We start from the raw sequence: 15780 nt of genomic DNA, 5'->3' as shown, positions 1-15780 counted from the left end.
GCCTGAATGGTGGCAAGCTCTACCAAAGTAAATCTGATTGCCGTTGATTTCGACCCGTTTTTGGGACCGGAGATTGTGCATTTGGCACCCTCTACCGAGCCTCAACTCGAAATATGGACTGCCTGCCAGTTTGGGGGAGATGATGCCAATCGGGCTTACAACGAATCTGTGTCGCTCCGCTTTGCCGGAAGTCTTAATACATCCGCGCTGGAACGGGCGCTGGCGGAACTCGTAAACCGCCACGAAGCCCTCCGTTCCGCGTTCAGTGCCGATGGTCGTCAAATCTGCGTATTTGAGAACGTACCGGTTCGGCTAGCCTATCAGGACTGCTCCGCAAAAAGCGGAACAGAACAGGAGCAGATTGTTCAGCATTACGTAAACCAGGATGCGCTACACAAATTCGATTTAATCAAGGGCCCATTACTCAAAGCAGGCCTTGTCAAATTATCGGATAGCAGCTACCATTTCACGTTGACAGCCCATCACATCGTCTGCGATGGCTGGTCGTTGGGGGTGCTGTTACAGGATTTAAGTGCCTTATATTCGGCTTACGCGCAGGGGACCACGCCCCATTTGCCACCCGCGCCCCTGTATAGCCAGTATGCACTCGATGAGCTGGCGTTTACGGAAAGCAAAGAGTACCGGCAAATCGAGCAGTTCTGGGTTGATCAATATACGGGAACTGTACCCGTTCTGGATTTACCGACCGATTTTCCGCGGCCATCCGTCCGGACGTACGCGAGCAGCCGACTCGATTTTCCAATCGACGATGCGCTGGTGCTGGCGGTTCGGAAAATGGGTATTAAAGCAGGCTGTAGCTTTGTCACGACGTTGATGACGGCCTTTGAAGTGTTGCTCCACAAGCTGACCGGTCAGAACGATGTTGTGCTGGGTTTGCCGAGTGCTGGCCAATCGGCTACGAACAATCCGGGTTTGGTTGGGCACTGCGTTAATCTGCTTCCGCTACGTAGTCATATCCGCAGCGAACAGGCGTTTGTCGATTTGCTGAAAGTCCGGAAAAATCAGTTTCTGGATGCGCTGGAGCATCAACGCTTAACGTTTGGGCACTTACTGAAGAAGATTGCCATCGGGCGCGATCCGTCGCGGATGCCGCTTGTGCCGGTTATTTTCAACGTCGACATTGGGCTGGATAACGGGGTTTCGTTCTATGACCTTACGTATCAATTAATCAGCAATCCCCGGTCGTTCGAGAATTTTGAATTATCCCTGAATGCGTCCGGTTCAGAACAGTCGATGGTGCTGGAGTGCTCCTACAACACCCAGTTGTTTACCGCCCAGGCGGTAGACCGGATGATGACCGAATTTGTTGCCTTACTCGAAGTCGTCGTCGCTAATCCGGCTATACAAATAGAGCAGATTCCGCTGGGCGATCGGCACGAATTAAGCCGAAAACTGGCTCGCTGGAACAATACGGTAGCCCCATACCCGCACGACACATCCTTATCTGCATTACTAACTCAAACGGCAGCCACCTATCCCGAAAAAACGGCGTTGCTCGTGAACGGAAAGTCGCTTACCTATCAGGAACTCGATCAGAAAGCCAATCAGGTAGCGCACCGTATTCAACAGCAGGGAATCGGTGTGGGCGATGTGGTCGGTGTCAGTTTGGATCGGTCTCCCGAGTTGATTGTTACGTTGCTGGCCATCCTGAAAGCGGGCGCTGCGTACGTTCCCATCGATCCGGCCTATCCGCAGGACCGCATTGCGTTTATGCTGGCTGACTCGGCGGCCGGTATGCTTATTACGTCCCGCCGGTATGCGGGTCGGCTTACCCATCGGGCTAAAGAAGTGCTGATTGAGGCCGTATTGGCGGATGCGGGTGAGTTGTCGACTGAGGCCCCGGCAGTCACAGCTTCCGGCCACGACCTGGCGTATATTCTGTATACATCGGGATCGACGGGTAAGCCCAAGGGCGTACTGATTGAACACCGGAATCTGGTCAATTTGCTGTATAGCATGATCGCCTGGCCCGGTATCACTAAAGATGACATCTTACTGGGCGTAACGACCATTTCGTTCGATATCGCCGGATTAGAGCTGTTCCTCCCGTTGCTGGTTGGTGCCAATCTGGTGCTGGCCGACGCGGAAATGGCTAAAGATGGACGCGCCCTGCTGGATGTTCTGCGTGAAGGAGAGGTCACCATTATGCAGGCCACACCGGTTACGTGGAAGATGATGCTAACGGCCGGTTGGGAAGAACAGTTGCCCGTGAAGGTGCTGTGCTGTGGTGAACCGATGTCGCTCGATCTGGCTCAGAAGCTTACGGCACGCTGCGGTACGCTGTGGAACATGTACGGGCCTACCGAAACGACCATTTACTCGACCGGAAAGCAGATTCTGCCTACCGATGAGATTATTACGATTGGTCGCCCGATCAACAATACCCAGATTTACATACTCGACGAGCAGCTAAACGTAGTGCCGGAGGGTATCGTTGGTGAGATATATATTGGTGGCGATGGCGTTGCCAGAGGCTATCTGAACCGTCCGGAACTGAATCGGGAGAAGTTCCTTCGCAACCCGTTCGATCGCTCGGGTTCGGGGATGATGTACCGCACCGGTGATCTGGGTAAATTCATGGCCGATGGCGAAATCTATTGCCTGGGCCGGGTTGACCACCAGATCAAGATCAGAGGTTATCGGGTTGAGCCCGGTGAAGTCGAACAGGTGTTATTAAAACAGGAGGGCGTTAAAGAAGTGCTCGTTATTGCGCGGGAGGATCGCCCGGGCGACCAGCGGCTGACGGCGTATGTAGTCGGCCAGACGCCCGTTACCGATGAGGCTTTTGCCAAAGCGGTGCTGACATGGCGACCCAAGTTGCAGGAGGTGCTGCCCGATTATATGGTACCCGCCGACTTCGTGAACATGGCGCAGTTACCCGTTACGCCGAACGGCAAAGTCGACCGCAATGCCCTGCCAAAACCGGCGGCACTGCTTCGCTCGGAAGAACCTAACGCTTCAGAACCGATTACGGACGCGGAAAAGCTGATTGCTGCGATCTGGGCGGATGCGTTAGGCATCAGTAAGGTGAGCATTCACGACGACTTTTTCGAGTTGGGCGGGCACTCGATGATTGCCGTTCAGGTCATGACTCGACTTGAAAAAGAAACGGGAAAACGGCTACCATTATCGACGCTGATGACGTACCCCACCATTGAGCAGTTAGCAAAGCTGGTGCAGGACGAGAAACCGCCAGCCCGCTGGAAATCGCTGGTCCCTATCAAGCCGCAGGGCAGCAAAGCTCCCATCTATATTATACATGGCATCGGCCTGAATTTGCTAAACTTCAATAGTTTGGTGGCGTATATGGATGCCGAGCAACCGATATATGGGTTGCAGGCCCGCGGGCTGGATGGCATAGAAGAGCCACTCGACAACATGGAAGCCATTGCGGCCTGTTACGTTGCCGAAGTGCTGGAACAGAATCCAACGGGCCCGTATGCCATTGCAGGCTACTCGTTTGGGGGCTACGTTGCCCTTGAGATGGCCCGTCAGCTCAAGGATATGGGTAAGGAGGTAAAATTACTGGCGATGTTTGATACTAACGCGCAGGAGTCAACAACCCGTTACTCGCTGCCAGTCCGGATCGGCCGTAAGATCATCCGCCAGTTTCCGAAGTCGATCTGGATTGCCAAATCATTTATTCAGGACCCTGCCACCACTGCCAAATACCAGTGGCAGTTTCTGGAGCGACATGTCCGGAGCTTCCTCGGTTTGACGGGTTTACACACCGAAACGCAGCCGGACGAAGGGCTGGCCGCGCTGGATCGCATTATTGAGAAGCACGAAGTTGCGTATCAGAACTACGTAATGAAACCCTACGATGGTGTAGTAGACCTGTTCAAAGCGAAGGTGCGTATCTATTTCGTAGAAGATAACAAGTACCTGGGCTGGCGAAAATATGCCTTAAAAGGCGTACGCGTACACGAAGTGCCCGGCGATCATGAGATGATGCTGCTTCCGCCCAACGATAAAATATTCGCGCAGGCGCTGCAACAGGCAATGGATAAGTCCTAACCAAGTAGTACAGAGGGGAGGAGCCAACGAAAGCCTACTGATCAGCTTATAACAAAGCTTGTCGGTAGGCTTTCAGTTCGTTGAGGGAAAGCTTGTACATCAGCGTCAGCAGGGCATAGGTGATCCCGCCCAGTGCTACTTCAAACAACGTATTGAGCAGGCCCGTATACCCGATAAACGTCTTGTACACGAAGACGACGGCGACCATAATCAGGCAGAACAGAACCGGTTTGGCAATGTTTCGGAGGAAATCGCGCATAAAGTTGCCCACCAAATAGTGAACAATCACAAAATTAGCCAGCAGGTTGAACAGCGTAGTGAGGAGAAAAGCGACGGCAATACCCGTAACGTGCCAGTACGTACCGAGCCAGTACACCAGCGGAATCTTGACCACTAACGTTCCCAGGTTCAGGTAGAACAGCAAATTGGGCTTACCTTTGGTAAACGCCAGCGTAAATAACGGATGGCTTAGGCAACTGAAAATACCCACGAAAACAAAAATCCGGATCAGCTCGATGGTTTGCTCCCAACCCGGTCCGTACACCAGTGGCACGACACTATCAGCGGTAATGAACAGACCGGCTAACAGCGGTAGATTGCAGTAACTGATAAAGTCCAGAATCTTCAGATACGCTTTTTGTAGGCCCGCCGTATTGTTTTTCATCTTCGCCAATATCGGATACGCTACCTGTAAAATGATCGGATTCAGTTTGGTGGTTGGATACACCGCTAACTGATACGCGATTGTGTAATAGCCAAGCAGTTTTACTCCCAGCATACCCCCGATAAAAATGTTGTCGGCGTTCGAGTGGACGAAGCCAATCAGGCCATCGCCCAGGTTGAAGATACCGAACCGCAGATGTTCCTTTGCTTCGCGTAGATTAAAGTACGCGGCCGGAAAAAAGAATTTAAAGCCAAAAACGATTTGCAAAATGGTCTTGACCGTCTGCATCGTCAACGAGCCAATTATCAACGCCAGTTCATGATAATTGCCATACGCCAGGGTGATCGTTGTTGCCGAGCCGATCACCGTACCAACGATGTCAATAATGGCTACCGATTTAAACTTAAGTTCTTTCTCAAGGAGAAACAGATACAACTGACCAAAATAAGCAATGAGAAAGTAATAGGAAGACAGATTAAGGACACCCGCTAACTTAGGTTCATGGTAGAACGAGATAATGTATGGGCTGCTAACATGAATGGCCGCATACATGAAGAAGCCTACCAGCAGATTCAGAAAATAAAGCGTTGACAAGACGTTTCGGTCGCTCTCCTGCTTGTAAATGATAGAGTTGGAAAATCCCAGGTTCGAGAAAATCTGAAAAAAAGCAATGATCAGGTTGCTGATGCTGACGATCCCGAAATCCGTAGGACTTAGCAGTCGGGCCAGAATAGCGACCTGGACAAATTGAAACAAAGTAGATACGACGCTGGCCGCTGTAATCCACTTTCCTCCATTCATTGCTTTACTTGTGTTACTCATGCAGGTCCGCTAGTGTTACGTTCGTTGTTGATGGGACAGACGCCTGGTCTTAATGCGCTCGAATGATTTTCTTGGCAACTCGTGACTCGCCCTGGCGAACTTCGAGTACGTACAGCCCGTAGGGAAGGCTGCTGATATCCACGCGCTCGGAGAAGAGCCGATTGGCTTTCGCCAGCTTTACCTGTTTGATTCGTTGGCCTGAGTTGCTGAAAACCGTTACGTCCACCGTGTCTGTACTGCCGTTTTCCAGGGTAAGTTCGACGTACTCGGCGGCTGGAGTAGGGTAGACCCGAAGCGAGTTCAGCAGGTTCCTGGCTTCGCTGTTATTCGTTGAAGATAAGAGTGCAAACAAAGGCGTTTCGGTGACCGTCAGTGGGATTGTACCGGTTAGACTCACTTTTGTGGTTCGGGTCATTACGTCCGAGCCAATGGTGGGCGAATACAATTCGACCGTATCGCCTTTCGGGACCGATAAATTATACGTACCTGTCCGGCCCTGCTCATCCGGAATCAGCAGTACGTAGGCCGAGCGGCCATCCAGTTCATACCGGTCAACTACCGGGTCGTTGTTGATTGTTTCTTTGTACCGATAATCACCGATCAGCTTTCTAGCCTGGATTAGGTAGTCGGCAGCCGGTTTGCGGGTTTTATTATCGTTGATGAGACCCATCGAACTGAACTGCACCGGATTCTGAATGTTGTCGTCGTATAATTGATAGAAATACAGCCGGTCGATGCCTACCCGCGTGTACAAGAGGGCGGTACGTAACGTCCAGTCGGCCTGCGTTTCCAGGGCTGATTTACGGCCAATCGGAATGGCCCGGATGGGGCTTCCCTGGTTAATGTCATAGCCCGCTTCGGTAATCCAGACGGGCATGTCGCTGGCGTACTGGTGGGCAATATCGACAAAAGCGGTTGCGCGTTTGCCGACTTCGGCTACCTCCGGGGCGGCTCCCCGCTCGGAATCGCCATCCTGCGACAGCTTGGTATCGGTCGCGTATAGGTGCTGATTGATAATATCCCAACAGAGATTAATTTGACCGTTGGGCTTGTAGCCTCTGAATTCGCGGCACCAGTCAATCATCGCTCTCAGATAGTCGGTGGTCGAAGCCGCGAGTCCGCCAATAGCGACCTGAACGGAAGGATCGGCATTTTTAACCCCGACGCCGGGGCCAAGGGTGTTTTTATGTCCATCGTAGAAAGCCGACAGGTTGGCTGCGTACTCGCGGGCCGTCTGGTATGCTTTACGTCCCTTCCAGGTTTTATCCCGCTCATTTTCACACTCGATGTAGTGAATCAGGTCCATTCCGATCTTCACGGTATTGGTACCGGCCCAGGTTGTTATGGGACTTACTTTAACCAGCGAAGGATCGACATTTTTATTGCTGCCGTACCGGGCAATGTATTGAAATCCCACTTTGGCCTGAGCGATATAAGAAGCTGGTGACGACAGGTCGCTGCCGTAAGGAGCCGGTACGTTTTCACCATCGCGTTCGTCAGGGGGATACGTCTCCTGAAGCCATTTCGGGATCGTTTTCAGACAGGCAAGAACTTCGATGCCTTCGGCTTTGAGCCGTTCATACATGACATCATAGTGCCAGCTGCCATTCAACGTTGGGTTATAAGTGTAGTGCCCTTCCTGATCTTCGAGCTTTTCCCAGTCCATGTAATGGCGGATGGCAAAGAACCCTTGCAGCGCTTTGATGCGGGCTTCGTCGACCTGCCAGGGCGAAAGGCCATCCTCTACGTTCCACTCGAAAGCGTTCGCCCCGATCGACTGCCGGAATGGAGTCGATCGAACGGGGGTAGGCGTTGGCGTTTTCCCGGCCTGATAGGTACCATATAGCTCCATTTCGGATGGGTACGCGCCGGAGGTGTTGATGACCAGATAACGCGCATTCGATACGGGCGCTTTCAGGGCAAATTCCGTAAGGTTATCCGGATCGGGTCCCACCCAGTTGTTATACGTAGTACCGACAAAACTAGCGATTGGAATGCGTTCCCACTTGTCGGTAATAATGGATACCGTCATGGGAGCGTCCTCGTTAGTGCCTTCGCTGTCGTAGAACCGAATTCGCTCAATGGTCATCTTTTCGCCTTCGAGTAACGGGTAATACGCGTCGTAGTTCTCGACAAGTTTGCTCCAGCCGGTGCGAACCGGTACGTCGGTGATACCGTCGAAAAGTCCTTCCAGGCCGTTACTAACGTTATTGACCTGATACCAACGGCTGGGCACAATAGGAATCTTCCCGCTCTCCAGTGCCGACGCCGGGGTTGCCATCCGTGAGCGGATTGGCAGTGGACTACATTCTTCGGCATTGGCAAACAGCAGGAGGGTCCCAAACGCTATGGTTAGCGTCAGGATCGACTTTCGGATTCGGGAACTAGAGGAAGAGATCAGCATAGCCAGTAATGGATTAGCGTAAAAGCATAACGGTGCCCGTCTGGACGTACTGTTTCACTACGTTCGAGGGGTCGGAGAGTTGATAGGTAATAGCCCAGGAATACTTTCCGGTTGGGCAGGGCATACCCGCGTAAGTTCCGTTCCAGTGGGTGGTGAGTGCATCGCTGTTGAATACGACATTGCCCCATCGATCAAACACCTTCAGGTTGAAGGAAACCGCCCCACCTAACCGAACCACCAGATCGTCGTTGATGCCATCGCTGTTTGGCGTGAAGGCATCCGGTACGTAAACCGGGGTTGGTGGACAAACCTCGCACTGTTTGAGCTGGAAATCATCAAGGGCCAGGTCGTTTCCGCAGCCGCCATCACCCTGTTTATTGATCAGCTTAACCACCACTTCTTCGGTCGTAATCGGAGCCGTAAACAGGGTTGCAAACTGTCGCCATTGTGGCGCATCGGTTTCGGGAATCGAGCCTATATCGATGGTTTGCAGTACTTGTCCACTTACGGTTTCGATGCTGATGGATAGCTTTGGAATAAGTGGGTATGTACAGACTCCTTTTTTTAGCAAATTGACACCCCATACCGAAAATTCGTAGGTTGTACCGGGGCATAAGCCGATGATTGGCTGTCGGTAAAACTCACCGGACTCCCGAGAACCGTTAATAATCAGCATGTTTCCATCAACGTCGTTCGGGGTGTGGTCTTCGGGTAGGTTATGCCATAAGAATCCGAAGCAGCTTCCATCAACAGCACTCGCTACGGTGTATTCTCCATCCTCCGGGCAGTTCGCCGATACATACTGATACGAGGTCAGGCCCGTTAGCGACGGTTTTGTGTTGCCGCGACCGAAGGACTGATTGATGGTTAGCGCAGCCGATAAGGAGGGACAAGTTTGAGCAAAAACAGGCCTGCCGATAGTACACAAACACCCTATAATAAGTAGTGAAATTAACCGTAATGCTTGACGCAGCCGTAACATAGCATCCTGAAAAAAAGCCCTCGATTATAGAGGCTCTTATTGTTAGTTAAGACTATAACATATCGGTTTAGTCACGGGCCTATCGGATTAATCTATTAATAATTTAATATTTTTGGTCACAAAGTAATAATTTAACGTTGTCATCATCTTACCCGACCAGCATGGAGTATGCGTCTGTCCGTTGTCGTACGCTTACTGACTTCGTGTGGCACGACCAGGCTGCCAGCTTTCCACCGGCCGGGGCAGCCGTTTTTCGGTTTCAGGTTCCCAATTTCGTGCAGCCTTCCTCGTCGGTTTATGACGTATTATCGACGGATGAATGGCAGCGGGCACACCGGTACCGCCGAGCTGAGGACCACTGCCGGTTCGTCTACGCCAGAGCTTTACTGCGGGTCCTGCTGGGTACGCACACGGGGCTGCATCCCAGCGCTGTCCGTCTGGCCGAGGGCGCTAACAAAAAGCCGTATCTGCCGGACCATCCTACTTTGCACTTCAACGTATCACACGCAGGGCGCTGGATTCTGATCGCCCTCGGAGCGGCCAGCGTGGGCGTTGATGTAGAAGACATAAAAGCCGATTTTCCTATTGAAGACGTAATGGCTCAAAGCTTTACGACTGAGGAGCAGATGTATATTCAGGCCAGCGAAGCCCCCCAACACCAGTTCTGCCAGCTATGGACCCGGAAAGAGGCTCTGATAAAAGCAACCGCTAAAGGGTTGGACGATGATTTTGTTCAGATACCGGCGCTGGAGGGTGTGCATCAGGTTGCGGGTACGTTGCTCGGGGCCGAAGGCAACTGGCAGGTGGCGGGATTTACAGTGGCTGAACAGTATCTGGGTGCCATTGCTTACTGCGCTACGTGGCATGACCCTGATTTTTATACGGTTACGGCTTCTGTTTTCTGACCAATCGATTGATCTGGCCATTTAGGTGACGTTAGCGCAGCTGGCCGTATCTGATTGATGTAAATCAAGAGAAGAAAGCAATGGGATAGATTCCTGCAATTAATCGGCTGGCGCCAGCTAACCATCACATTTGCTCAACCTGCGAAAGTTTCATGGTATATGACAAGAGGAATTACAGGCTAGCAGAAGCCAATTCTATATGAAGCTCCTCACAAAGCTGTGCTGCTGAATCCATCAAATCATCGATCGCCTTGCGCAGCACCGGGGTAAGCGACTCAACCTGTCGGCGGGTGTAGAGCGAAACCGGAAGACCTCGCTTTTGCAGGCTGTATTTAGCGATGGTTGGATAAGCCGTATGCACCAGATCCATGCATTCCGTAAAGAACCGCTGCAACCGCATAACCTCTTCCCGGCGGGCCGGTTGATGAACGTGAGCGCATACCCAGCTGATGAGTTCGGGAAAGATATTACCCTGAATACAGGAGAGACCAGCAGCCCCGGCTTGCAGCGACGACACTGCATTCACTAAGTAAGCGTCGTACAAACCAAACGTGTAGCCCTTGCCTGCCTCCAGTCGGCGGGCCACCTCAGCCGCATCTAAACTAGTATCCTTGAGGTAAATCAGTCGCTTAGTTGGTAAGAGTTCAGTCAGGATCGTACTATTAATGAGCCGCTTGTAGGGCACTGGACACTCATACATTCCAACAGGTATTTTTTCGGTCAAATCCAGAAGCCGGTGAAAACGTTCGAGTAAAACGGCGTCGCTCTCGTCCTGGCGGACCAACTGATTGGTTGTGATGATCACGGCCTGAACTCCCGTATCATAAATGCGCTTTACAAAGTCCGCCTGTTGGTCAATTGTTCCTTGAAAAGTGCCAGTAGCTACGACTGGAGCCCGGCCCGCCACCTGCCTGACCACTTGCTGCGTGACAGCCAGCCGTTCGGCCTCAGTCAATTCATACATTTCGCTGGACAAACAGTTGGCAAACAAGCCGGCCGCTCCAGTTTCCAGATAAAAATCGGTTAGGTAAGCTAACCCTTTCCAATCAACGGTCCCGTTGTCGCAAAACGGAGTAAGCATGACGGGAATAAACCCACGTGGCAAGGCGTGGTCTGAAGAAATAGGCAGGGGTAGAGAATGAGACATAGTTGTGGCAGGAAAACTTTATCGTGTTACGGCTGATTGTAGACTGTCAACAGCGTTAGGTGTTTTCGGACTTTGTGGACGTAGCTTGCTCAGGAAAAGCCCAATTAAAAAAATCGTCAAGGTACCGACGACCATGGTCATGTTCGAGTGAAAAGGGCTTCTGAATGCTTTTAGGTCATCAGGTAGCCGGTTTGAGAAGGTCATCCAGATAATAACCAGCACCCCAATTACCGTTGCGGTAAGTGCCTGGGTATTGCCCGCAGCTTTTGAAATGAGGCCGAGCAGAAACAATCCCAGCATACCCCCAGCAAAGATACCCGACAGGAGCCACCAGATGTCCAATACGCTCTTTATTCCAACCATAGCGATACCCGTCAGCATTCCCAAAACGCCAAAACCGGTGGTGGCGATGTAGAGCAGTCGCAATGACTGTTTTGAGCTTAAATCAGAGGTAACGTACCGCTGATAGATATCCGCTGAAAAAACGGTGGCCGAAGCATTCATCCCCGAACTGATGGTGCTCATCGCGGCCGACATGATGGCTGCTACAATCAGGCCAACTAAGCCGACGGGGACTTTATTGACCATAAAATGAGGCATAATTTTGTCGCCTACATCGGCCAGGCTCAGACTATTGGCTACCTGTCGAAGGGCCGATAAGTTTCCATTTGGCAAGCGTTCGGCCGCTACCTGCATCCGAACTGCATCGAACAGCTCGGGATTGGCCTGGTAATACACGTACAGACTTGACCCCAGAAAAAAGAACAGGAGCGAAATTGGTACGTAGAGGTAGACACACAACCAAACCGACTGGTTTGCTTCCCGAATAGACCCTGTGGAGTGATAGCGCTGAACGTAATTCTGATCCATACCAAAGTTATTGAGGTTCATAAAGAAGCCATACAATAACACGACCCAGAACGTTGGTCCGGATAAATCGGGAGCAAAACTGCCAAGACTAAACTTGTCGTTGGCATGACCAACAGACAGCACCTGGTCCAAACCCCCGGGCAAACCATTGATTACCAGCCAAAGTATAATAACCGCTCCTCCTGTTTTGATGACCCCCTGAACGACCTCGGTCCAGATGACAGCTTCGATACCGCCCAATACCGTGTAGAGAATAATACAACTGCCTACAACGAGCATGACCGTTTCCATAGAGTAACCCGTCAGAGCCTGCAGGCTTAGGGCTATACCAAAAAAAATGGATCCCATCCGGGCCAGTTGAGTAAGCAGAAAACAACATACGGCGTAAGTTCTGGCCCAGGGGCCAAACCGATGTTCTAAATGGGAGTAGGCTGATACTTCGCCCGAGTGCCGGTAAAAAGGCACAAAAAAGCGAGTAGCAACCCAGGCTGCTAAGGGCATTGACAGGCTAAAAACGAATGAATTCCAGTTTGAACCGAACGCTTTGCCGGGTACACCCAAAAACGTATTGCTACTCAGGAAAGTGGCATAAATAGACATGCCGATGGCCCAGCCCGGAATCCGTCCTGCCGCGGTCGTGAATTGATCGGCATTGGCCGTTTTACGGGAAAAATAGACACCCACGGCTATCATACTCCCTAAATAAAACAGAATAATGACCAGGTCCAGAAGAGGTAAGGTTTTCATCAGGTTGTTACTAAGTCAGAGAGCCATTGCAAAGCAACGCCATGTTAATCTACGCCATGTGAGACTGATTCTTAGCAATCAGTTAGGTTAAGAAAACTAATACATAGTCGTCTTAGAAACCTCAATTTGTTAGAAAACTAATAGTTTATTTAATTTTCTTGGTAAAATTAGATCAGGAGTTGCCACCCCTTATATCTTCAGTTCGCCAAATAGTGTAGAAAATTAGCATAAATGAAGCCTCAATTTCACCGGGTTCCCATTGACGCCCAAAGTGCCTTTAGCGTCCGACACGACATCAAGCCAAATTTTGGTACGATCTGGCATTACCATCCTGAGTTGGAACTACACTATGTCATTCGGGGGGAGGGCGTTCGATTTATTGGCGATAATGTAAGCAATTTTTCAACCGGTGAGCTGTTGCTGTTAGGTGAGAATATACCCCACACCTGGCGATGTAATAAAGAGTATTTTAACGAGCAGTCAGATTTACAGGTTGAAGCTATTGTCATTCAATTTCGACCCGATTGTTTGGGTAATGATTTTCTCAACATGGTTGAAACCCATGCTATTCGTCGGCTTTACGAAAAGGCAAAACAGGGGTTATTAATAAAAGGAGAAGTAAATGGAAGAATAGCCGGATTGATGCAGCAGACTGTTAAAGCTACCCCACTTCAACGATTAAGCCTTCTTTTAACGGCTCTTACCATCCTGGCCGAGTCGGATGACTACGAGACGATTGCCACGGCTCACCGGTTTTACCAGTCCAACGAATCTGAAACTGTGCGCTTAAATCGAGTGTGCAGCTATACAATGGCGAATTATAGTAAAGATGTTACCCTGGATGAGATTGCTTCAGTGGCTAATTTGAGTACAACTTCGTTTTGTCGTTATTTCAAAATGATGACGCATAAAACGTATCATGATTTTTTAATTGAAATTCGGATCAATCATGCCTGTCGGGCGCTGATTGACAACCAGTTGAATACCGAAATGATCTGCTTTCAAAGCGGCTTCAATAATCTATCCAATTTTTACCGTCAATTTAAACGGATCAAAGGCGTTACGCCCAGCGATTACAGGCTAAAATATTTACAAGAGTACATTTAAAGGGAACTTCCAGTGAGAAGCAAGGCTGAGTGAAAAGACATTTTATGATAATTGAATACATTTAAATGCTATTCGTGAACATACTATATGACTTCAGACGCCTTAAATTTGCCTGTAAATAGACCTTTCTTTATAAAGCGTTACACTTTATAAAGAAATAATTGTGTTATCATTAAGGGTCACAAAGCTGTGAAATGTATTGTATTGACTTGTGCACGCTGTCTGCATCAACTGCTTTGACTGAAACGGCCTTTTTAATAACCAGAGCAGAGCACCAGGATATAACGGCGCGTAGATCGGCAAAGGATGTGAATCGGCGGCTATTGCCGGGCGTTAACATTGCAGCGAAGCGAACTACTACCGATTCTGACGGCAAGTATTAACCCTAATGTAAGCAAACCCACCGAAGCCAATGAAAAAGTCATTACTAACCGGATTAACCGCACTGTGGGTATTCGTCGGGTACGGACAGGCCTTACCGCCCTTAGCCAAACCGGGTGAGGGAGCCTATCTGAAAAGCGAACTGATTTATCCTCTGGACAACCGGCCCACCCCCCAGGTACACGCGTCAACTATTGTTGAAACGCCCTCCGGTCTGGTGAGCGCTTTTTTCTCTGGCACGAAGGAAAAGCATCCAGATGTTGGTATTCGCGTATCCAGATTGGTGAATGGCAAATGGACCTGGCCAGAAGAGGTCGTCAATGGCATAATCAATGATACCCTGCGCTATCCATGCTGGAATCCTGTGCTGTTCATGCCAAAAGGTGGTCCTCTAATGCTTTTCTACAAGATTGGGCCAGATCCGCGTAGCTGGTGGGGAATGGTAATGACCTCTACGGATGATGGAAAGACTTGGTCAAAACCAGCAAAGATGGGAGAAGACAAGAAAATCGGTCATTTGATTGGCCCGGTCAAAAATAAACCCATTCAACTGGCGGATGGAACCATCATTTCGCCGTCCAGTATCGAATATATGGTGGGAAAAGAAACGTACTGGAAAGTGCATTTCGAAATCAGTCGGGACGGGGGTAAAACCTGGCGCGTTGTGGGGCCAATCAATGACGGAGTTGAATTCGATGCTATCCAGCCCAGTCTGCTGACCTACGCCAACGGAAGCCTACAGGCCATCGGCCGGACCCGGCAGAATGTTGTTTTTCAGGCCTGGTCGACCAATAAGGGAAATACGTGGAGTAAGCTAACAGGGCTAGACTTACCCAATCCGAATTCGGGAACCGACGCGGTTACGCTCCGGGACGGTCGACAGCTGCTGATTTATAACCACACCACCCAGCAGGGCAGCGAACCTAAAGATCGGAACATGCTGAACCTGGCGGTATCGGTAGACGGTAAATCGTGGAAGCCGGTGATGACGCTAGAAAATGTACCGAATGAGCATGGGTATTCCTATCCCGCTATTATCCAGTCATCGGATGGGAAGGTACATATCACCTACACCTATAACCGGTACTCAGTCAAGTACGGGGTGATTGATCCGATGAAACTGAAAAACTAAGTGAGGCACTACGTTAGGGAGTCGAGTTTACTCGGTTTGGTTCGTACAGTGTGCCTGCAAGCGTGCGGAGGTCTGATGCAACCGAGTGGGATTAGCACTAACCACCCACAGGTTGTGCAAATTACAGGGAGAGTATTAAAAAGTGTGGGGAAAGTAAGGTTGAGCTGACATTGGAGTAGCCATAGTAGCTAGGACCGGAAATCGGGAAAGTGGACCCGGAAACATAGATCCCATTCCTTGTCTAAAGCCTTTATGGGATTCTTGGGGCAACGGGACAAAGAATGGCGCTAATGATTTTTGCTCTGCTGGCGTGCCCGTGGCAATGGGCTTGACGGGCACGCCAGCAGAGCGGAGCACTTTGAAAATGTTCGACGACTGCCAATCTCAAAGTAGCTTATGACTGAGTACTCGACTGACTCCCGACTCGTAGAGATTTTTGACGGCTGGCATATTATTGAGCGACATCAGATGCTGCCCTGTTGGTTCCGTGTTTCTACCAATTCGATCAGGCCCGTGTCGGACGGCCTAACCGATTCAGTCACCTGATTACAATCGGATCCTTAGCCCGAAGGCAACTCATC

The 15780-nt window shown here is 50.4% G+C and carries 9 protein-coding genes; 4 read left to right on the top strand and 5 right to left on the bottom strand.

Annotated elements, in window-relative coordinates; genetic code table 11:
* The first annotated feature begins 6 nt into the window (after positions 1-6).
* The gene (locus tag ACYVBJ_RS04330) at positions 7-4038 is read left to right on the top strand and encodes a non-ribosomal peptide synthetase (RefSeq protein WP_460981060.1); all 4032 of its coding nucleotides are present in this window, start codon (positions 7-9) and stop codon (positions 4036-4038) included.
* Between the two features lie 46 nt (positions 4039-4084).
* Here the strand turns inward: ACYVBJ_RS04330 and ACYVBJ_RS04325 are convergent, their stop codons facing one another.
* From ACYVBJ_RS04325 to ACYVBJ_RS04315, 3 genes are read right to left on the bottom strand one after another with little or no spacing between them, the layout of a single operon-like run.
* Entirely contained in the window at positions 4085-5524 is a 1440-nt protein-coding gene (locus tag ACYVBJ_RS04325) for an MOP flippase family protein (RefSeq protein ID WP_460981059.1), read from the bottom strand.
* A 49-nt stretch (positions 5525-5573) separates the two neighbouring features.
* Positions 5574-7928, bottom strand: a complete 2355-nt coding sequence (locus ACYVBJ_RS04320; protein ID WP_460981058.1) for a T9SS type A sorting domain-containing protein — start codon at positions 7926-7928, stop codon at positions 5574-5576.
* Positions 7929-7941: 13 nt separating this feature from the next.
* Positions 7942-8856, bottom strand: a complete 915-nt coding sequence (locus tag ACYVBJ_RS04315) for a gliding motility-associated C-terminal domain-containing protein (protein WP_460981057.1) — start codon at positions 8854-8856, stop codon at positions 7942-7944.
* Between the two features lie 215 nt (positions 8857-9071).
* Here ACYVBJ_RS04315 and ACYVBJ_RS04310 point away from each other — a divergent pair, with 215 nt between their 5' ends.
* Positions 9072-9815, top strand: a complete 744-nt coding sequence (locus tag ACYVBJ_RS04310; protein ID WP_460981056.1) for a 4'-phosphopantetheinyl transferase family protein — start codon at positions 9072-9074, stop codon at positions 9813-9815.
* Positions 9816-9987: 172 nt separating this feature from the next.
* Here ACYVBJ_RS04310 and ACYVBJ_RS04305 read toward each other — a convergent pair whose 3' ends face one another.
* Positions 9988-10962, bottom strand: coding sequence for a dihydrodipicolinate synthase family protein (locus tag ACYVBJ_RS04305; protein WP_460981055.1), 975 nt, complete (start codon positions 10960-10962; stop codon positions 9988-9990).
* An 18-nt stretch (positions 10963-10980) separates the two neighbouring features.
* Positions 10981-12579 (bottom strand): sodium:solute symporter family protein, encoded by a 1599-nt coding sequence (locus ACYVBJ_RS04300; RefSeq protein ID WP_460981054.1) that lies wholly within the window; start codon positions 12577-12579, stop codon positions 10981-10983.
* Between the two features lie 231 nt (positions 12580-12810).
* On the opposite strand from ACYVBJ_RS04300, the gene ACYVBJ_RS04295 reads away from it, so the two are divergent.
* On the top strand, positions 12811-13686 hold the full coding sequence (locus tag ACYVBJ_RS04295) for an AraC family transcriptional regulator (RefSeq protein ID WP_460981053.1): 876 nt from the start codon (positions 12811-12813) through the stop codon (positions 13684-13686).
* Between the two features lie 412 nt (positions 13687-14098).
* Positions 14099-15199, top strand: coding sequence for a sialidase family protein (locus ACYVBJ_RS04290; protein WP_460981052.1), 1101 nt, complete (start codon positions 14099-14101; stop codon positions 15197-15199).
* Positions 15200-15780 lie beyond the last annotated feature (581 nt).

This window comes from Spirosoma fluminis, from assembly GCF_054778895.1.
Note: the sequence above shows the minus strand (reverse complement) of the source record. Positions and strands in the feature narration are given on the sequence as shown.

Bases quoted from the DNA above. Each gene is read 5' to 3' on its own strand.
- ACYVBJ_RS04325 (WP_460981059.1), bottom strand. From the start codon at position 5,524: ATGAGTAACACAAGTAAAGCAATGAATGGAGGAAAGTGGATTACAGCG.
- ACYVBJ_RS04305 (WP_460981055.1), bottom strand. From the start codon at position 10,962: ATGTCTCATTCTCTACCCCTGCCTATTTCTTCAGACCACGCCTTGCCA.
- ACYVBJ_RS04310 (WP_460981056.1), top strand. From the start codon at position 9,072: ATGGAGTATGCGTCTGTCCGTTGTCGTACGCTTACTGACTTCGTGTGG.
- ACYVBJ_RS04295 (WP_460981053.1), top strand. From the start codon at position 12,811: ATGAAGCCTCAATTTCACCGGGTTCCCATTGACGCCCAAAGTGCCTTT.
- ACYVBJ_RS04290 (WP_460981052.1), top strand. From the start codon at position 14,099: ATGAAAAAGTCATTACTAACCGGATTAACCGCACTGTGGGTATTCGTC.
- ACYVBJ_RS04330 (WP_460981060.1), top strand. From the start codon at position 7: ATGGTGGCAAGCTCTACCAAAGTAAATCTGATTGCCGTTGATTTCGAC.
- ACYVBJ_RS04320 (WP_460981058.1), bottom strand. From the start codon at position 7,928: ATGCTGATCTCTTCCTCTAGTTCCCGAATCCGAAAGTCGATCCTGACG.
- ACYVBJ_RS04300 (WP_460981054.1), bottom strand. From the start codon at position 12,579: ATGAAAACCTTACCTCTTCTGGACCTGGTCATTATTCTGTTTTATTTA.